The 18,096-nt window shown below is 65.9% G+C and carries 20 protein-coding genes; 10 read left to right on the top strand and 10 right to left on the bottom strand.

What is annotated here, in order from left to right; all coding sequences use genetic code 11:
• Positions 1-4 precede the first annotated feature (4 nt).
• The 4 genes from EP007_RS05345 to EP007_RS05330 all read right to left on the bottom strand — a co-directional run bounded on the left by EP007_RS05345 (position 5) and on the right by EP007_RS05330 (position 5,081).
• A complete protein-coding gene (locus EP007_RS05345) occupies positions 5-1,819 on the bottom strand; it encodes an LEA type 2 family protein (RefSeq protein WP_128476666.1) in 1,815 nt (604 codons plus the stop codon).
• A gap of 119 nt (positions 1,820-1,938) precedes the next feature.
• Positions 1,939-2,979, bottom strand: a complete 1,041-nt coding sequence (locus tag EP007_RS05340; RefSeq protein ID WP_243700447.1) for an ABC transporter ATP-binding protein — start codon at positions 2,977-2,979, stop codon at positions 1,939-1,941.
• Entirely contained in the window at positions 2,979-4,031 is a 1,053-nt protein-coding gene (locus EP007_RS05335; protein WP_128476665.1) for an ABC transporter permease, read from the bottom strand. Before EP007_RS05335 ends, EP007_RS05340 begins: the two co-directional genes overlap by 1 nt.
• 3 nt (positions 4,032-4,034) lie before the next feature.
• Positions 4,035-5,081 carry an extracellular solute-binding protein gene (locus EP007_RS05330; protein ID WP_128476664.1) on the bottom strand — a complete coding sequence of 349 codons (1,047 nt, stop codon included), beginning with the start codon at positions 5,079-5,081 and terminating at the stop codon, positions 4,035-4,037.
• A 61-nt stretch (positions 5,082-5,142) separates the two neighbouring features.
• Between EP007_RS05330 and EP007_RS05325 the strand changes: the two genes are divergently transcribed.
• From EP007_RS05325 to EP007_RS05315, 3 genes are all read left to right on the top strand, one after another.
• The gene (locus EP007_RS05325; protein ID WP_128476663.1) at positions 5,143-5,829 is read left to right on the top strand and encodes a TOBE domain-containing protein; all 687 of its coding nucleotides are present in this window, start codon (positions 5,143-5,145) and stop codon (positions 5,827-5,829) included.
• A gap of 119 nt (positions 5,830-5,948) precedes the next feature.
• Positions 5,949-7,148, top strand: a complete 1,200-nt coding sequence (locus EP007_RS05320; protein ID WP_128476662.1) for a carboxylate--amine ligase — start codon at positions 5,949-5,951, stop codon at positions 7,146-7,148.
• A 73-nt stretch (positions 7,149-7,221) separates the two neighbouring features.
• Complete coding sequence (locus tag EP007_RS05315) at positions 7,222-8,430, top strand: hypothetical protein (RefSeq protein ID WP_128476661.1); 1,209 nt, start codon at positions 7,222-7,224, stop codon at positions 8,428-8,430.
• A 16-nt stretch (positions 8,431-8,446) separates the two neighbouring features.
• On the opposite strand, the gene EP007_RS05310 is transcribed toward EP007_RS05315, so the two are convergent.
• Together EP007_RS05310 and EP007_RS05305 are read right to left on the bottom strand one after the other, a co-directional pair.
• Complete coding sequence (locus EP007_RS05310; protein ID WP_128478506.1) at positions 8,447-9,313, bottom strand: dihydrodipicolinate synthase family protein; 867 nt, start codon at positions 9,311-9,313, stop codon at positions 8,447-8,449.
• Positions 9,314-9,932: 619 nt separating this feature from the next.
• Positions 9,933-10,598: a potassium channel family protein gene (locus tag EP007_RS05305; RefSeq protein WP_128476660.1), complete on the bottom strand. Its 666-nt coding sequence runs from the start codon at positions 10,596-10,598 to the stop codon at positions 9,933-9,935.
• A 363-nt stretch (positions 10,599-10,961) separates the two neighbouring features.
• Between EP007_RS05305 and EP007_RS05300 the strand changes: the two genes are divergently transcribed.
• Entirely contained in the window at positions 10,962-11,339 is a 378-nt protein-coding gene (locus tag EP007_RS05300; RefSeq protein ID WP_128476659.1) for a winged helix-turn-helix domain-containing protein, read from the top strand.
• A 2-nt stretch (positions 11,340-11,341) separates the two neighbouring features.
• The gene (locus EP007_RS05295) at positions 11,342-11,617 is read left to right on the top strand and encodes a DUF7521 family protein (protein ID WP_128476658.1); all 276 of its coding nucleotides are present in this window, start codon (positions 11,342-11,344) and stop codon (positions 11,615-11,617) included.
• A 3-nt stretch (positions 11,618-11,620) separates the two neighbouring features.
• Here the strand turns inward: EP007_RS05295 and EP007_RS05290 are convergent, their stop codons facing one another.
• From EP007_RS05290 to EP007_RS05280, 3 genes are all read right to left on the bottom strand, one after another.
• Entirely contained in the window at positions 11,621-12,397 is a 777-nt protein-coding gene (locus EP007_RS05290; protein WP_128476657.1) for a creatininase family protein, read from the bottom strand.
• A gap of 81 nt (positions 12,398-12,478) precedes the next feature.
• A complete protein-coding gene (locus tag EP007_RS05285; protein ID WP_128476656.1) occupies positions 12,479-13,051 on the bottom strand; it encodes a DoxX family protein in 573 nt (190 codons plus the stop codon).
• A 122-nt stretch (positions 13,052-13,173) separates the two neighbouring features.
• On the bottom strand, positions 13,174-13,647 hold the full coding sequence (locus tag EP007_RS05280) for a universal stress protein (protein ID WP_128476655.1): 474 nt from the start codon (positions 13,645-13,647) through the stop codon (positions 13,174-13,176).
• Between the two features lie 212 nt (positions 13,648-13,859).
• On the opposite strand from EP007_RS05280, the gene EP007_RS05275 reads away from it, so the two are divergent.
• The 3 genes from EP007_RS05275 (at position 13,860) to EP007_RS05265 (ending at position 15,465) form a co-directional block, all read left to right on the top strand.
• Positions 13,860-14,342 carry a universal stress protein gene (locus EP007_RS05275; RefSeq protein ID WP_128478505.1) on the top strand — a complete coding sequence of 161 codons (483 nt, stop codon included), beginning with the start codon at positions 13,860-13,862 and terminating at the stop codon, positions 14,340-14,342.
• A gap of 23 nt (positions 14,343-14,365) precedes the next feature.
• Positions 14,366-14,584, top strand: coding sequence for a DUF7511 domain-containing protein (locus tag EP007_RS05270; RefSeq protein WP_208023552.1), 219 nt, complete (start codon positions 14,366-14,368; stop codon positions 14,582-14,584).
• Between the two features lie 239 nt (positions 14,585-14,823).
• Entirely contained in the window at positions 14,824-15,465 is a 642-nt protein-coding gene (locus tag EP007_RS05265) for a helix-turn-helix domain-containing protein (protein WP_128476654.1), read from the top strand.
• A gap of 262 nt (positions 15,466-15,727) precedes the next feature.
• Here the strand turns inward: EP007_RS05265 and EP007_RS05260 are convergent, their stop codons facing one another.
• Positions 15,728-16,252 (bottom strand): halocyanin domain-containing protein, encoded by a 525-nt coding sequence (locus EP007_RS05260; protein ID WP_128476653.1) that lies wholly within the window; start codon positions 16,250-16,252, stop codon positions 15,728-15,730.
• Between the two features lie 226 nt (positions 16,253-16,478).
• Between EP007_RS05260 and EP007_RS05255 the strand changes: the two genes are divergently transcribed.
• Both EP007_RS05255 and EP007_RS05250 read left to right on the top strand, forming a co-directional pair.
• Positions 16,479-17,033, top strand: a complete 555-nt coding sequence (locus tag EP007_RS05255; protein WP_128476652.1) for a metal-dependent hydrolase — start codon at positions 16,479-16,481, stop codon at positions 17,031-17,033.
• 130 nt (positions 17,034-17,163) lie between these two features.
• Complete coding sequence (locus tag EP007_RS05250; RefSeq protein WP_128476651.1) at positions 17,164-18,051, top strand: substrate-binding domain-containing protein; 888 nt, start codon at positions 17,164-17,166, stop codon at positions 18,049-18,051.
• The last annotated feature ends 45 nt before the right edge of the window (positions 18,052-18,096 follow it).

Here is an 18,096-nt window from a genome sequence, read left to right as displayed (position 1 = left end):
GGACCTATTCGTCGCCGAAAGCGTTCGTCTCGACGGTGTTCGTGTAACTCATCTCGTCCAGTTCCACGGTGAACTGCTGGCCGCGGTACTCAACCACGACGTAGTAGGACACCGACAGCTCGGTCATCTCGCCGCGGTCGAGGTGGCTGACCCACCAGTCCGGAATCCGGTCGTTGTCGAGGTAGCCCGCCGTCTCGATGCTCCGGGTCGTCTGGCCCGGAATCGTCGTGCCGACGCGCGTCTCGTCGTCCGCCAGCACCACGTCGTTCGCTCGGACCTCGTAGCCGAACGTCTCGACGGTCAGGGACTGACTTCGCTCGTTGGTCACGTTACCCGAGACCAGCATCTCGGTTCGGTCGGTCGTCGCCTCGCCCCACGTCGAGTTCATGTCGTGGAGTCGGGCCATCGTCCGCCCGCGGACCGAGACGGTCTGGTCGGTCTCCGAGAGACCGCCGAGCATGTCGGTCTCGAACGTTCGGTTCTCGCCGGGGAGGGGCACCGGAAGTCTGGCGAACCCGAGGTCGGCGGTCGCGCCGCCAGCGGTCGTCAGCGCGGTCCGTTCGCCGTTCTCGACGTGGCTGACCCACCACCGCTTGATGGTCCGGTCGCTCACGTCGCCCGCGAACTCGAAGTCGTTCGCTCCCGACGTGAGCGTGGTCTCCGCGCCGTCCTCGACCAGCGTCACGTCGTTCATCCGCACGCGGTAGTCGGCGTCAAGCGTGACCTCGCCGAGCGCGGAATCGGCGTCGTTGGGGTTCTCCACGACGACGTTCGTCGAGAACCGGGTTCCCGAGTCGGTCGCCGACCAGTCGCGCTCGACCGAGCTAATTCGCGGCGGTTCGAAGCCGAACCCCTCGTCGGATTCGACCGGGTTGGTGGTCGCTTGCCCGCCCGCGAGGATGTCCGTCTCGAACTCGACCTGCTCGCTCAGGAACGGGAGCGGGACGCGCTCGGTGCCCGAGTCGGTCTCGGAGACGGCGAACACCGAGACGTTCAGCCGCGTCGTCTCGTCGTTCCGGAGGTGGCTGACCCACCACTCGTCCAACTTCCGGTTGTCGAGCGAGGAGTTGACTCGGATGGTGCCGGTCGAGTTCGGCGCAATTTCGACCGGTTGGCCCGTGGTGTCCTCGGCGACGGTCACGTCGTTCATCGACACCTCGTAGCCGATTTTCGAGAACTCGACGGGCGCGCCGTTGGGGTTGCGGACCGTTCCGGCGAACCGGAGCGGCGTCTCGTTCTCGGTCGCGGTCCCCCACGAGGCGCTGGTCTTCTCGACCGCCAGCACGGTCCGGCCGTTCACTTCGACCGACTGGCCGGTATCGCTCTCGAACGACGAGAGCATGTCCGTCTCGAAGGTCCGCTCTTGGGCGGGCAGGCCCGTCGAGAGGAAGGCGGCGTTCACCGACGGTTCGACCGAGAGCGTCGTCGCCTCGCCGTTGTTGATGTGACTGGCCCACCACGCGGGAATCTTGTCGTTGTCGATGTGGGTCCGGAGCGTCATCTCGTTGCGGCCGGGCGACAGCGAGAGACTGCCGCTCTTCCCCGAGACCATCGTCACGTCGTTCATCGACACGTCGTAGGAGACCCCGGCGACGCCGGGGACGCCGATTTCGTTCGGGTTGTCCACGACGATGTTCGTCTCGATACCCGTACGCTCCTCGGAGATTTCGCCCCACTCGTTGTCTATCGACTCGACCGTCGGCGGTTGGGTACTCACGACCCCCGTCGAGATGGCCGCGCCGACCCCTGCGGCCGAGACGACCAGTCCGACCGCGAGGACGGCCGCGACCTTCCCGAGCGTACCGCTCACGATGCTCACCGTACCACCCCGCTTCGCTGTTCGCGTGCCATGCGGTGGGGTTTCGAATCCTCTCGTAAGTAGTTTTCTTGCACCGAGCCGACAGAATCGCTCGTCGTCGGCTCGAAGTGGGTGAATCCCTAGCTGTCAGCGAGCAGGGTCACTTGGTCTCGGGGGAGCGCGACGCCGACCTCCTCACTCTTGGGCGAGTCGTCTCCCTCGGCTCGACTGCCGGACCGCTCGCTTCCGAGCGGTCCGGCGGCGTAGGCGTCCAGTCGCTGGCCCGCCACGTCGAGCGCGATTCGGTACCGGCCGTCCTCGCGGACGACGCGCTCTATCGGGACTGTGAAGTCGGGGTCCGCGGGGTCCAACTCGACGTGTTCGGGCCGGACCGCGAGATGCGTGGGCGAGTCGTCGCTCGCGGCCGACTCGTCTGGCGGGTCGAAACGAAGGTGTCCGTCCGGAACTGCGAGCGCGCCCTCGTCGAGTTCGAGGCAGTTCGCGCCCGTGAATCGGGCGACGAAGGGCGTGTCGGGGCGCTCGAACACTGCGTCCGGCGCGCCGCTCTGGACGATTTCGCCGCCGCGGATGACCGCCACGCGGTCGGCGACCGCCCGCGCCGTCGTCCGGTTGTGCGTGACGTACATCGCCGTCTCGTCGGCCAGCACGTCGGCCAGCACCTCTCGGAGCGTCTGGCGAGTCGGCACGTCCAGCGCCGAGAGGGGTTCGTCAAGCAGGAAGGCGTCGGGTCGGACCGCGAGCGCGCGGGCCAGCGCGACTCGCTGGGACTCTCCGCCCGAGAGGGTCGGCGGGTAGCGCTCGGCCAAATCCGCCACGCCGAACTCCGCGAGCAACTCGTCGGGGTCGCGGGTGTCGTGGTACTTCCCGCCGAAGGCGACGTTCTCCCGGACCGACATGTGGGGAAACAGCGCGTAGTCTTGGAAGACGAAACCAAGACCGCGGTTTTCTGGGGATTGGTCGGTCAAATCGCGGCCCGCGAGCGCGATTTGACCCTCGTGGTCGTGGAATCCCGCGACGGTTTCGAGCAGGAGGCTCTTTCCCGACCCGCTCGGCCCGAGGACGACCAGCGTCTCGCCGTCAGCGACCGAGAGGTCGGCCGCGACGCGGAACTGGTCGGCACCCTCGGCGGTGAACGTCGCCGACACGTCGATTTCCAACATCAGGGCCACCCTCCGTCGTCGTAGGCGACCGTCCGGACCAGCAGGAAGATGACCGCCGAGAGCGCCAGTAGGAGGACCGCGACCGCCCCCGACTGTTCGAGACCCGACGAGAGATACGTGTTGTAGATGAACACGGGCGCGTGCTGGGCGCTCGCGGTCTCGCCCTCGGGCAGGTAGAAGAAGTCCACGCTGTAGGCGACGATGGCGACCGCGCCGAACTCCGAGACCGCCCGCGCCCACGCCAGCACGCCGCCGGTCAGGACGCCGCGCCACGCCAGCGGGGCGGTGACGCGCCGGAACGTCTCGAAGCGGTTCGCGCCGAGGGTCCGGGCGGCCCACTCGACGCGCGTCGGGACCGACTCGAACGCCTCACGGGCCGCGTTCACGGCGAACGGTGCGGAGACGAACGTCATCGCCAGCACCATCCCGAGCATCGTCTGGAGGACGGTGAATTTGAACGTGAAGTCGATGACTGGAATCGTGAACTGCACGCCGCCGAACGCGCCGCCCTTCCCGAAGCCAAACAGAATGGCGAGACCGGCGACGCTGTGGGGGACCACCAGCGGAAGGTCCACCAGACTCTCGACGAGCGCTTGGCCCGGAAAGCCGCGAGCGAGGACGAGCGCGAGCGGGACCCCGAGCGCGACGCTCGCTATCGCCGCGAGGAGGGGCGCGTACACCGAGAGATACAGCGCCTGCTGGACGCCGGGGTCGGCGGCCATCTCCGCGACCGTGGCGGGGTTCTGGCGCGCGACCATCATCAGAAGCGGCAGGCCGAGCGCGACCAACAGGACGGTCCCGAGCGTCGCCGCGAGGACGCCGAAGGTGCCGCGGTCGCGGGCGACCGCGAGCGCCGCCGCCGAGAGGACCGCGAACCCGGCGTACGCGCCGGGATAGCCGACCGCCACCGCGGCCGCGAACGCGACGAGCTGAACCGAGACGACCGCCAGAATCGCGGTGCCGGTGCCGAGTCGGTCGCGGAGTCCGGCGGCCGGGGCGGTCGCTCCCCGCGACGTGCGAGCCTCGCTCCCCGCCTCCGTGTCGGTACTCACGGTCTACAGTTCGAGCGGACCCACTGAAGTCTTTGCTTCGGCGTGTTTTGCCACGCGGTCGGGCACGTCGCCGTCCTTCGTGACGACCGCCGGTTGCTTGGGAATCAGGCCCTTGCTCTCCAAGGCCTTCCGGCCGGGGTCGGTTATCATATGCTCGACCCACTGGGCACCCCTGACGGGTGCCTCGGCGACGCTCGGCACCGTGATGCCGTAAGCGATGGGCGCGCCGACGTAGCTGTTTCCGCCAGCCTCGACTTTGGCCTTCGCGTAGTGGCTGGCGTACGTCTGGTTCAGTTTCGAGAGATCGACGTGAGGCTGGAGGTCCACGTAGGGCAGTCCCGACTGGGAGGCGATAGAGCGATAGTAGAGCGCGTAGTCGAGTTTGCCGGACTTGAGTTGGCCCTCCAGTTTGGTCTCGGTCCCGGTCGGGACGGTCATGTTGTCCCGAATCTTCTCGAAGGTCTGCTGGTCGTAGAGTCGCTCGCCGTCCATCTGCTCTTTGCCCAACTGCATCGACATGACCGCCCGATAGCCGCCGGGGTCTACCGCCGGGTCGCTGTGGCCGATGGTCACGTCGTCGCGCGAGAGAATCTCCCACCAGTTGTCCGGGCCGATTTCGTCCGCGCCGGGCGAGTCCTCGCGGTACTGGAGCGACATCGCGTTCGTGGCGAAGACGGCGTACCAACTGCCGTACTCATCGAGGAGCATGTCCCGGATGAGCCGGAAGTCCGAGACGCCCAGCACGTCGGCGTTCCGGCCCTGCGTCGTTATCTTCTTCGTCGAACCGACTGACCCCTTGGCCTCGCGCTCGACCGCGACGCCGTACTCGTCTTCGAAGTCCGGTTCGGCCGCGCTGAACGGCGGCGCGAGACTCCCCGCGTGGAAGATAGTCATCGAGTCGGCGCCGGAAGCGGTGTCTCCGCCAGCGCCCTCGGCGGTCGTCTCGTCGCCACCTGACTGACTACCCATACATCCCGCGAGTCCGACCGCGCCAAGCGCCCCGGTCGCCTTCAGTAAACTGCGACGGGAGCGTTGTTCCTCTTGAGACATAACCCCTCGTTCTATCGCCCGAGAGATAACGGTTTTGCTCGTACGCCTCCTGCGTACGGGCATGGACGCCGGATTCGAGGCCCACCTCCGGGCCGACGAGGTGGAGTTCGACGCCGCCGACGCCGAACTCCTCCGGACAATCGACGCGGAGGGGTCGCTCAACCGCGCCGCGGACGCGCTCGGTCGGTCGTACTCGCGCGCTCACCAGCGACTCACCGCGCTCGAAGACGCGCTCGGGCCGCTGGTGGTCCGCCAGCGCGGCGGGTCGGGCGGTGGCGGCTCCCGACTCACCGACGAGGCCCGCGACTTGCTGGCTAGATTCGAGCGACTGCGCGCGGAGTTCACTGGCACCGCCGAAGTTGACGAGACCGTCCTCTCGGGATCCACTGTCGCCCGCGAGGGCGAGTTGGCCACCGTCGAGACCCCGGCCGGACGGGTCCGCGCGCTCGCGCCCGAGACCGACGCCGAGGTCGTGCAGGTCGCCGTCCGAGCCGACGCCGTGACGCTCCACGCGCCCGACGACGCTCCGGCGGCGGAAGCAACGAGCGCCCGGAACCGATTCTCGGGGACCGTCGCGGCAATCGACGCCGGGGAGCAGGTCGCGCGCGTCCTCGTGGACGTGAAGGGAGACGCGACACTCGCCGCGCTGGTCACGATGTCGAGCGTCGAGAAACTGGACCTCCGGGCGGGGTCGGAGGTGGTGGCGTCGTTCAAGGCGACCGCGACGCGAGCGAGTCCGCGAGAGTAGGCTACAACCGAATTCCCACATCGTAAACCGACCCTACGACGCCGAAAGACCTCCCTGAAGCGACTGAAAATCCGGGTTGCCAGCACATACTAAAACGCAAGGCCTTCGAACGCGAGCATATGCCCTCATTTGACACCAACGCGCCCTCGGTCCTCGTACCCACGGGCGTCGCGCCGTACAGTTACCCATGCCTGCGGTCGCTGAGTCGGCGCGGCGTCCGCACCATCGCGGCCTCGGAACACGACCGCGTTCCGGTGTTCGCCTCGCGGTTCTGCGACGAGACGCCCCGGCTCCCCTCGCCAGACCACGACCTGCTGGCGTACAAGGACGCGCTCCTCGGTCTCGCCGCGCGCGAGGACGTGCAGTGCGTGATTCCGATTCGGGAGTACGACGCCTATCTCCTGTCGCGCTACCGCGAGGAGTTCGCCGAGCGCGCGGCCGTCGAAGTCCCGCCGATGGACGCGCTGGAGCGCGTTCACGACCGCGTGAAACTCGCCGAGACCGCCGAGGCCGCGGGCGTCCCGGTGCCCGAAACTCGGTCGCTCGACGACGTGGACGATTGGACCGGCGACCACATCATCAAATCGCGGTACAACCTGCTCGCCGACCGCTACGTCGATACCCACGCGCCCGACGACTGCGAGGAGGTCAACCACGTCACGCACGTCCGGCCGGACGAGGAACCCGACCGCGACGAGTTGGTCGCCGAGATGAACCACGTCCCCATCGTGCAGGAGTTCGTCCCCTCCAGCGACGAGTACATGTTCGCGGCCCTCTACGACGAGGGCGATCCGGTCGCCACGTTCCAGCACCGCCAGATTCGGGGCAACTCCTACACCGGCGGCGGCGGCGTGTACCGGGAATCGATGTACGACCCGGACCTCGAAGCAGTCGCCCGCGACCTGCTCGGCGCACTCGACTGGCACGGATTGGCCTGCATCGAGTACATGGAACACGAGGAGACTGGCGAGTATTACCTGACCGAAATCAACCCCCGAATGTGGCAGTCGCTCCCCTCGACAGTCCGGGCGGGCGCGGACTTCCCGCTGTACTACTGGCTTCAGTCGCAAGGCCGCCAAGCCGACATCGACCCCGACTACGAACTCGGCGTCGGGAGTCACCTGCTCTACGGCGAACTCGGCTACCTCACCAGCGTCCTCAACGACGAGTCGCCGTACGTCGAGCGACCCGGACTCGGCGAGACTGCGTGGGAAATCGGCGAGTCGGTGGTTCGACAGCCACGGTTCGACTTTCTGCGGTTGGACGACCCGCGGCCCTTCGTCAGCGGCGTCTTGCAGACGCTCTCAAAGGGGGAGTGAACTGCCGGAAGCGTTCGCTTTCGAATTTGATTGAAACTAAACCCTTTTCCTTGCCACAATTGATTGACTGGATATGCGACGTGCCTCCGTCGTCTGCGCACTTCTGCTCGTTCTATCGGGCTGTACGGCGTCGGTAACGCCGGGTCCGAAGACCGAGCAGTCCACACTGGAAACGCAGACGCCCAGCGCCGGACCGGACGCGCTCCCGATGAACGAGAGTCGCGTGTACGACCGGGTGGCGACGCTCCTCGACAGCAACGTCTCGCAACCGTCGCTCCGGACCGTCAACGCGACGCGATTTGGGGAGAGCGAATACAGCCTTCCGCACCCCTTCCACGGGGTGTTACTCGGCGTGAACGACGCCACGGCTTCTCCCCCAACGGCGGTTTACAACCCCGATGCTCACGAGGTCATCGTCGTCCTTCACGACGGGAGACCCGCTAACGCGACGACCGAATCCCAGTTGCAACTCGCTCTCGCCCACGAATACGCACACGCCGTGACGTACACCGACGAGCGGTATGACCAATCGATGACGAGGTTCGTCGAGGGCGAGACGACCGACGCGGTACAACTCCGACGAGCGATGCGGGAGGGAACAGCGGTGTCCGTCTCGGAGGCGTACGCCGACCGCTATCTCGACAACGACAGCGAGATTCGACGATTCGCCCGCGAGTATCGACAATCTCGCCCACTCATGCGGTACGTTCTCGGTCCCTACGTCTTCGGCGGACGGTATTTCGACCGGACTCTCGACTCGCCGGTGAACCTACCCGACGTGTATCGACAGCCACCGCAGACGACCGAACAGTTGATACACGATAACCGTTCGGAGGAACGCCCCGCGCCGCTCACCGTGACGGTCGAACCCGGCGACGGCGGCGAGACCGGACAGCGAGACACCCTCGGCGAGCTATTCGTCCGAAGCATGCTCGGCGGACAACTTACCGAGTCGCGGGCCGCCCGCGCGGCGGCCGGGTGGGGGAACGACAGTCTCGCAACCGTGTGGGACTACGACGCGAACGAGTCGAACCAGCGGAGCTACGTCTGGACGATTCGCTGGGACGACGAACGCAATGCCACCGAGTTCACCGACGCGTTCGCGGCGTACATGGACCGTCGCGGCGACAGCGTCGGCGAACGCGAGTGGGACGCGGGCGAGAGACGGTTCCGCTTCGAGCGGGTGAGCGACGAGACGGTCGTCGTCTTTGTTGGCGGAGCAAACGCCGTTGACCGACTGAGCGCGTCGGGAACCGACGCGAACGTCACGGTGACGAGGTAAAATCGAACCTCTCCTCCTACGGCGTCATCTCGTCCACGAGGGACACAATTTCCTTGCGCACGTCGTCGCCGACCTCTCGGTGGGGCTTGCGCGGATACCCCGCATCGACGCCGCGCTCGGCCATCGCGGCCTTCGCGCCCGGCACGCCAAACCGCGAGGTCACCGCGCGGTTGAGTTCGACCAGTTCGGCGTTGAGTTGCCGGGCAGTAGCGTCCTCGCCCGCCTGATGGAGTTTGAAAATCTCGCTGGCGCGCTCGGGCGCGACGTTCGCCAGTCCGAGGATGCCGCCGTCGCCGCCCGACGCGAGCGCGTGGGCGTAGACGCTTCCGCTCCCGACGAACAGGTCGAACTCCTCGTCGGCGGTCAGTCTGCGCTCGCGTTGGAACGTCTCTACGTCGCCGCTCGAATCTTTCATTCCGGCGACGTTGTCGTGGGCCGCGAGTCGCCCGACGACGGCGGGGTCGAGCGTCACGTCGGTGTAGGCTGGCACGCTGTAGAGGTAGACCGGAATCGGACTCTCGTCGGCCACCTCGCGGTAGTAGGTCTCCAGCGCCTCGTCGTCGTGGTCGTAGTAAAACGGCGTCACGACCAGCGCGGCGTCCGCACCGGCCTCCGCAGCGAGGTCGGTCTGGCGGAGCGTCTCGCTCAGACCGGGGTGGCCGGTGCCCGCGAGGACGGGCAGCTCAGTCTCATCGGTGACCAGTTCGACCGCGCGAGCGCGCTCCTCGACGCTCATCAGTTCGGCCTCGCTGTTCGACCCGCAGGGGACGATGAAGTCTACACCGCCGTCCTCGACCCACCGGACGACTTCGCGGAGTCGCCGTTCGTCAAGGTTTCCGTCCGCGTCGAAAGGCGTAATCAGCGGTACGCCGGTTCCGTGCATGTCTGGCGACTCGGGCCGACCGACCTTGAAGGTGAGCCACTCGGCAACCCGACGCTCCGAATCGACGCCCCGGAGTCGCAGAACCGCGGGACGGCACACTCGCACTCGTCCGGCGTCCGTCTGACGTAGTTTTAAGTTCCTACCGTTCACAGCCCCGATTGGGCGCGCATTGACGGCCTCTCCCCCATCCTCCCACACCGCGCGCCCGGCACACCACCACTCTCCCACACCCTCTCCCACTCCCCATTTGGCGCGCGAACGAGGAGTTTCCGCCGAGTAACCACCGCCTACGAGTGCGACAGACCGTAGTTGACCGACCGCAGTCGCCGACGTGTCGAAGCCTACGTCGCGGTCAGATGCCCCATAACAAAGTCCGAATCCGCCAAAGTAGTGAACGCGCCCGGCGGCTCGGGCGCGAAGCGTGCAGCAGTCTCCCGGTCGGCGTCCCGACGGTGCCGGAGGCTATGGCGGCGAGTTGGCCTCTCGCCAGAGTGTCACCAACCCTCCCACGAAAGTTCTCGTCTCGGGGTGCCAACCACTGACCTCGCGCTACCCACTGCCCTCCGCCGTATTTTTCGGGAGCTTGTACCTCTCTCCGCGACTCAGCTTCTTCGCACCGTCAGTCGGCCGCTTCGCCCTGTAACTGCTCGCGGACCGCCGACAGCACGGTCTGGTCGGCGATGAGCGCGAGTTGGTCGCCGCCCTCGACGGTGGCGTTCGGGAGCGGAATCGTCATGCGCTCGCGCGCTCTGCCGTGGGCGTAGATGCGCGCGTCCTCGGGGAGTTCCACCGCGCTGACCCGCTTGCCGACGACCGGCGAGTCGTCGGAGATGACGACGGTCATTAGTTGTAGCTCTGCCGTCAGGTCGGCGATGACGCTGAAGTTGCCCCCGAGCAGTGCGGTCTTGGCTCCGGCCGCGCCGAGGCGTTCGGGGTAGACCACCTCGTCCACGTCGTCGGCGAACTTGTGGTAGATGTCCTCGCGGTAGTCCTCGTCGATTCGCAAGACCGTCCGACAGCCGTGGTGTTTGCCGATCATGCACGCCGCGAAGTTGACGTTGAGGTCGCCGGTCAGACCGCCGACGGCGTCGGCAGTACCGAGGTCGGTCTGTTCGAGAATCTCCTCGCTGGCTCCGTCCCCTTCGACGACCAGAAAACCCTCTTTTCGGGCGTGTTCGGCCTTTTCGGCGTCGTTCTCCACGAGCGTAACCCCGTGGCCCTCCTCCTGAAGGATGCGGGCGGTTCGCAGTCCGACCCGTCCTGAACCAACGATAACAAACTGCATGGGTACGCCTACTCCGAGTAGCGACAAAAGCGTTCGCGTCGGATGGGTCCGGTCCGACTGTCGCGCCACCACAAGACGAGGATGCCCTCAGCGCGAGACGTGCCCGTCGAGCAGGACCACGTCTATCCCCTCGTGAAGCGATTCACGGGCTTCGCTGACGGTGTACGCTGTCCAGGTCTCGCACTCGCCGTGGTGGGGTCGGGCATAGTGTTGCGAACGGTATCGTAACGACTTCGCTCACGCTACTGGGTCTTCGTATACCCATTGGGGTGTTCGTTGCAGAGCGTTGCAGTCAGTTGTACCCGTCCCCGCCCGGCTTCGAAGTCGAACGGCTTATACTTCTGTCACGGCGAAACCCGGTAGATGGTCCGCGAACCTTTTGGAGACAGCGATTTACCGGAACTTCAACCGGTCCTCGACGCCTTGGACGACCCGGAATGCCGTCGGATCGTCCGCCAACTCGACGAACCCATGACCGCCAGCGAGATCTCCTCTCAGTGTGACATTCCGACTTCGACTACGTATCGCAAGCTAGAACGTCTCACCGACGCCTCGATTCTCACCGAGAAGACCGCCATCCGGAACGACGGCCACCACACCTCGGAGTACACCGTGGCGTTCGAAGAGGTATCGGTGTTTCTGGACGACCAGCGCCAGTTCGAGGTGTCGATTACCCGGCCGACCCAGTCGGCCGAAGAACAGCTCGCGGGCCTCTGGGCCGAGGTCCGCAAGGAGACCTGACGATGGTTCACATCACCTCAACCGTCGTCGCGCTCAAGACGATCACGCTCGTCCTCGGCGGTCTCATCACCTACTTCGCGTTCAAGGCGTACCGACGGACGGGGTCGCCACCGCTCAGGGCGCTGGCGTTGGGGTTCGGAGCGGTCACGCTCGGGTCGCTCCTTGCGGGCGTCGTGGACCGCCTGCTGGACACCGCCGGAACGTCGGCGCTCGCCGTCGAGAGCGCGCTCACCGCGGTCGGGTTCGCCATCATCCTCTACTCGCTGTACGCCGAGTGAGAGTCAGACCGCCGCTCGCTCGCGCTCGATTCGCTCGACGTAGGCGTTCGCTATCCGCTCTAAAATCGCCTCCCCGGCCTCGGCGGTCCCCTCTCGCGGGTCGCCGAGGACGCCGTTCTCCGTGATGGACGCGAACCCCTCGCTGAGGAGTCGGGCCGTCGAAATCTCTCCCTCGTGGCCCGCTTCGAGTTCGTCGGTCCGGACCAGTTCCTCTGCGACGGCCAGCACGATGGCCGTCTCGACCGCTCCGGCGTGAACGACCGGTTGCTCGTACTCGACGCCCGCGTCCCGAAGTCCCTCGTTTTGTAACTCCATGAGTTCGGGAAGGTCCGCGAGCGCGACGACGTTCGCGTCGAGTTCCCGGCCGAGTTCCGGCGCGACGGTGTTGACCGGCGCGAAGTTGCCGCCGTGGGTGGGGACGAGGACGACGTGTTCGAAGCCGTGTTCGTCCAGCGACCGGCAGTACCCCCGAATCAGGTCCATCAGGGTCTCGGGCGGAATCGTGATGGTGCCGGGAAACTCCATGTGGTGGCCCGAACAGCCGGGCCGAATCGTCGGTGCGGCCAGCGCGTCACCGAGTTCGTCGGCGATTCGCTCGGCGAGTTCGTCGCCAGTGAGCGCGTCCATCACCACGGGGAGGTGCGGTCCGTGTTGCTCAACCGACCCGACGGCTACCACCGCGGTTCGCGTCCCGTCTTCGAGTTCGCGCTCGATTTCCGTCCACGTCCGTTCCGCCAACCGTACCGACGACTCGTCGCTGTCAGAAGGTTGTACTGTCATACTCTCGATGTGTATCTCGGAGACAGTAAATCTGTGGCCGGGAAGGCTCGTCCCGCGGCCGTCGTCGGTCGCCCGCACCGCTCACCCGAGGACGTACCGAAGTTTCGGGTACTTTTCGACCAGCCACTCGCCGCCAGCGTCGTACTTCTCGATGAGCGCGTCCAGTCCGAGGAGGCGGCCCGCGCCGAACGCCGCCACCGCGAGGAACACCATCATGTACGCGAGGTCGCCGTTCACGACGCCGTGGGCAACGTCCCAGTTGCCGAAGTAGAACAGCAACATCATGAACGCGCCGAAGAACGCCGCGAGGCGCGTTAGCGCACCCACGAGCAGGGCGACGCCGATGAGGAACTCGCCCCACGGAACCGCGACGTTGACGAACTCCACGAACCACGCGGTCTGGCCCATCCAGTGGAACAGGCCCGACAGGGGACTGGCGGCCGTGACGTTGGTGAGGTAGCCCGCCGCGCTGAACGGTTCGGCGGCCGTAATCTTGGTCCATCCCGAGTCCAAGAAGGCGTAGCCGATCATCAGGCGGAGCGCGAGGACGAACCACGCGCTCAGGCTATGTGCTCTCCCTCGGACGGTGACGCCCCCGAGGTCGCTCTCGAAGACGTTCGCTTCGGTTCGGAAGTTGGACGTGTCGGTGGCCATAGCGAATCACTCCTACAGATGTCGCTTGGCGGTCCGAGAGGGTATAACAGGCCACCGATTCCCAAGTGCTGAAAATCGGCCAGCGCGCGGCCGAGGGCGAGGTTCGGTCGCTGCCAATCCGGCTACCACCCCGGTGAGTCGGTGGGCGAGGCGTCGGGCGGGAGCGAACTCCGGACGATGAGTACGTCGAACGCCTCGTCGGACGCGACGGAACTGCCGACGCTGTGGATGGACGAGACCATGTGCCCGGCGTTGTCGCTCCCGATGGCCACCAGCGAAGCGTCGGCGCTCTTGGCGGTCCGTCGGAGTTTCTTGGCGATGCGGCCCGCGGAGGCGTACCGGCCGACGACTTCGTGGTGAAAGTCGGCTTCGGGCGCGACGTCGGCGACTTGCTCGTGGAGTTGAGCCACTATCTCGCCCATGTCGAACTCTTCGTTCGGGCCGAGCCAGTCGTGGTCGCGGGCGTACTCGGCGTCTCTCTCCGGGATGATGGTGACTGCGACGACGGTCTCGTCGAAGGCGTCACCGAGCGTCGTCGCGCGCACGAGCGCGGCAACTGCGAGGTCCGACCCGTCGAAGGGAACAAGTATGCTCATGACTGAATGTTGGTATTACCAGTATTTAGTTGCATATACAGTTCCCAGAATCCGGTAAAAGTTACCAGTTTGGATTTTATGTCCGGCTCAACCCCGCGAGTCGAGAGTTCGACCGCGGAATCGAGCGGTCGTCGGGACGACCGCCCGTCGTTTTCATCGCGTGAGAACAACGCCCCTAATATATACCCTCCAACGACAGAGTAACGAACGTGATGTACGATACGCTGTTGCTTCCGACCGACGGGAGCGAAGCAATGGAGACGGTGGTCGAACACGCCCGCGACATCGCCGAGCGTCGCGGCGCGGACGTTCACGTCCTCTACGTCGTGGACGACCGAGCGTTCCTGACGCTCGACGACGACCGGATTCCCGACGTGACCGACCAACTCCGGGCGGAGGGCGAGCGCGCGACCGACGACATCGCGTCCGCGTTCGACGCCGCGGAGTCGTCAGTTTCGACCGAGATTCGGGAGGGCAACCCCTCCGACGAGATTCTGGCGTCGGTCGAGGAGCGCGACGCCGACCTCGTGGTCATGGGCACGCACGGGTCGGACCCGACGCGAAACATGCTCGGTAGCGTCTCTCAGAAGGTCGTTACGCTCTCGTCGGTGCCCGTGTTGACCGTCGATATCGCCGACGCTGACGCCGACTCGTCGGCCATCGACACCGCGATAGACGCCAGTTCCGACAACTGAACCGCCGTTCCCCCGCTCCAACTATGTCCAACGTCGCTTTCCCCGACCCTGACGACTACTCGCTGCCGACCGAGGAATCGCCCTCCGACCGTCACTTCGGTCTCCGGGCGGTCGTGGAGGAACACGACGAGCGACCCGACGAATGCACCCTTTTCCCGCCAGCGGCCGACGACGAGGTGCTCGTGACCGAGTGGATAACCGCTGAAGAAGGGTCGTACATCGACTGCGACGAGATGCGGTAACTCCGTTGCGGGCGGGCCGTCCCGACGATTCTACTTTTCGCGCCAGATGGCGGTCAGGACGACGTTCTCGTCAGTGCGCTCGACCGCTCGCTCGGTGAAGCGGGTCTGCATACGGGGGCTATGCGGCCCACCGGTGTTGTCCCGAATACGTTCGTTCGGAGCGGCGGGAACGGCACCAACGATTACGAACATGTTCGGGAAGGCTTATCCGGGCGTGGGTCCGGAAGGAGCACACAGAGATGCCAACCGCGAAGCTACACATCACGCTCCCCGAAGACGTGTGGATTTCGGAGGTTTCGATGGCCCACCCCGAGGCCGAGTTCCGCGTCCTCGCGGCCTTCCCCGCCGAGGAGACCGGCGTCGGCCTGCTCGAAATCTCGGCCGAAGACCTCCCGGCGGTCGTGACCGCGATGGAAGACCGCGAGGACATCACCCGACTCGACCTCCAGCAAGCCTCCGACGACTCGGCCCTCGTGGAGTTCGAGACGACCGCGCCGCTGTTGCTGTTCTCGGTGCAGGAGTCTGGTCTCCCGCTGGAACTTCCGTTCACCATCGCGGGCGGGCAGGCCGAGGTCGAACTCACCGCCTCGCGCGACCGGTTGTCGTCGTTCACCACGCAACTCCAAGCCTTCGGGATGGAGTTCGACGTGGAGTACGTCCGCGAGATGGTCAACTCCGAGAGTCTGTTGACCCAGCGCCAGCGCGAACTCCTCTCTGCCGCCGTCAACGAAGGCTACTACGACACCCCGCGGGAGTGTTCGCTGACCGAACTGGCAGAGGTGGCGGGCGTGGCGAAATCGACCGCGAGCGAGACGCTACACAGAGTCGAGGAGAAAATCGTCAAGGAGTACGTCGGGGGTAAACGAGACTCCTCCGTCTGATTTCTTAGCGGTCGAACGCTACCTCAGAAGTTATCCTGCATGTGCTGTTCGACGCCGAGTTTCGTACAGCTAGTAAGCGACCGGGAGTAGCCACAGGCTGTCGGAACGTCGTCTTGGTGACAGCCGGAGTCGATGTTGTCGCCGATCCCGTCGAGGTCGGTGTTTGGGGCATGTGAGAAGACGAGGAGATTGACCAGTCCCTCGTTGATGTCGTAGCCCTGATTCTGCCGGAACGGTTCGATGGGTTCGATGTAGTGAGTGGTTACTCTACGACGATTGCGCCCTTCATGCCCATCGCCTTGTGGGGCGTGCAGTAGTATTTGTACGTGCCCGCGCTGTCGAACGTCTGCTTGAACGTGAACCCTTCCTCTTGGGTCTGCTTGCTCTCGAAGTCGCCGTTGTCGGCGACAACGTTGTGGACGGCACCTTTGCCGGTCCACTCCCAGACCACCGTCGTCCCCGTCGAGACTTTGACCGCGGCGGGACCGAACGCGAAGTTCCCGTTGTTGCCTTCAGCGCCGACCTTGACGGTTACCTCGGAGCTTCCGGTCTTGTCGCTAACGCTGTCGTAGTTCGATACGTTGTCGAACCAGCCGTCGAAGCTCATCGAGTTGCTTCCGGAACTGTCGCCTCCGGAGTCGCCGTCGCCGTCCGAATTCTCGCCCTCGGAATCGCCGTCGCTACTGTCTCCCGAACCGCCGCTCGAACAGCCAGCAATAGTCATAGTCGCCGCGCCAGCGGCCATCGTCTTCAACATCGTCCGTCGGTCAAGGGTGTCTCGGTTCATCGTCACTTGCACTTTTCGGGCTACATAAATGGAGGTGGCCCTGATTCCCACGCAGTGAAAACGGCCGTCGAACCTGTTCGGAGTCACGGCTACCGGCCGCTCGCCGGTCGTTACGGACATGCCCGGACTCCCGCGCCCGTTGTCGAACGGCGAGGTCGAGCGACGGAATCGGGGGCGTGGTCGAACTGCCACCAAGGGTATGAACGACTCTCCCGACGTTTCGGACATGGTAGACGTGTCCGGACACCTCGGTATGGCGCTCATCTGGCTCGCACCCGCGTGGTTCGTCATCGACCGCCGGAAGACCGCCGCGACGTTCGTCGGGGTCGGCTTCTGGTTCGGAATGATGCCCGACGTGGACCTCGTTCTCTCGAACTGGCTCCCGACGGTGAAACACCACGGCGTCTTCCACACCGTGTTCACGGTCACCATCCTCGCGGCCGTCGTCGGCCCGCTGGTCGGCTGGGTGCTGAAGACGACGCTGGACGACTCCGAGTGGTTCTCGGACGCCGCGGAAGCGAACGCCTACTCGCTCGGGTTCGTGATGGTGTTCGTTTCCGGCGTCGCGCACGTCTTCGCCGACATGCTTTCGGCCCCGGATATCGCGGAGGCGGTCGAACCGCTCTGGCCGCTCTACCGCCAGTCGTTCGGCATCGACGTGATTTGGTACAACAACCCGTGGTTCAACTGGGGCCTGCTCGCCGTCGGCGTCCTGCTCAACGTCGGTCTCTACTACTGGCGGAAGCCGAGTGCGGAGAGTGGCGTCTCGACGACTTCGTAGACGAGAAGCGCCGTTTTCCTCACACCGCGCGCTCGACCTCTAACACCTACTCGTCGGGACCGCGACGGTGGTCCTCAAACGTCTCGAACACCGACACCTCTTTTTGTGACCCCGGCGACGATACTCCGACGTGAGACGACGAACCCTCCTGCTCTCGGGGTGCGCAGTCGCTGGCGGCGCGCTCGGAGTCCGCATCACAGGGTCGGACTTCCGAACCCAGAGCGACGCGACTGGAGCAACGCCGACGGACTCCGGCCCGGCGAGCGCGCTGGTCGCCGGAAGCCTCCAGACCGTCGCGGGCGAGGTGGACGGAGCGACGACCGAGGCCCACGGGAGTCTGGCGGCGGCCGAACTGGTCCGGTCGGGGGCGCGCGACCCCGACGCGCTCGCGCTCGCGGCCCCCGAACTCGTCTCGGAGTTCGCGGGGTGGCACGCCGTCTTCGCAAGCAACGCGCTGACGGTGGTTTACGATCCCGACTCGGAGTTCGCCGACGCGATTCGGGACGACTGGCGGACCGCGCTCGCGCGCGACGACATCGCGGTCGGGCGGACCGACCCCGCCCGCGACCCGCTGGGCTATCGGACCCTACTCGCGCTCGACCTCGCGGGCCGAGAGGGCGCGCCCGCCGCGGACATCCGGGCGAACGCCGACGTGTTCCCCGAGACCCAACTCCTCCGGACGCTGGAGGCTGGCGGTCTCGACGCGGCGTTCGCCTACCGGAACATGGCGGTCGCCCACGACCTGCCGCGGGTGGACCTCCCCGCGAGACTCGACCTCTCGGACCCCGACTTCGCGGAGCGCTATCGGACCGCCGAGGTGACCGTCGCGGGCGAGACGATTCGGGGCGACCTCATCCGGTACGGCGCGGCGTATCTGACCGACCGGGGCAAACCGTTCTACCACAATTTAGTCGAGGACGCCGAACGCCTTCGAGAAAGCGGGTTCGCCGTGCCCGAGACGTATCCGGTCGTCAGCGGGCGAGACGAATCGTCGGGCGCACGCGGACGGGACGAGTAGCAACCTCGTGCAGGCGAGACGAACCGCCGAGAGCGAAAAGAACCC

The sequence above is a fragment of the Halorussus pelagicus genome (assembly GCF_004087835.1).
GTDB lineage: Archaea > Halobacteriota > Halobacteria > Halobacteriales > Haladaptataceae > Halorussus > Halorussus pelagicus.
This window is presented reverse-complemented; position numbering and strand designations above follow the sequence as displayed.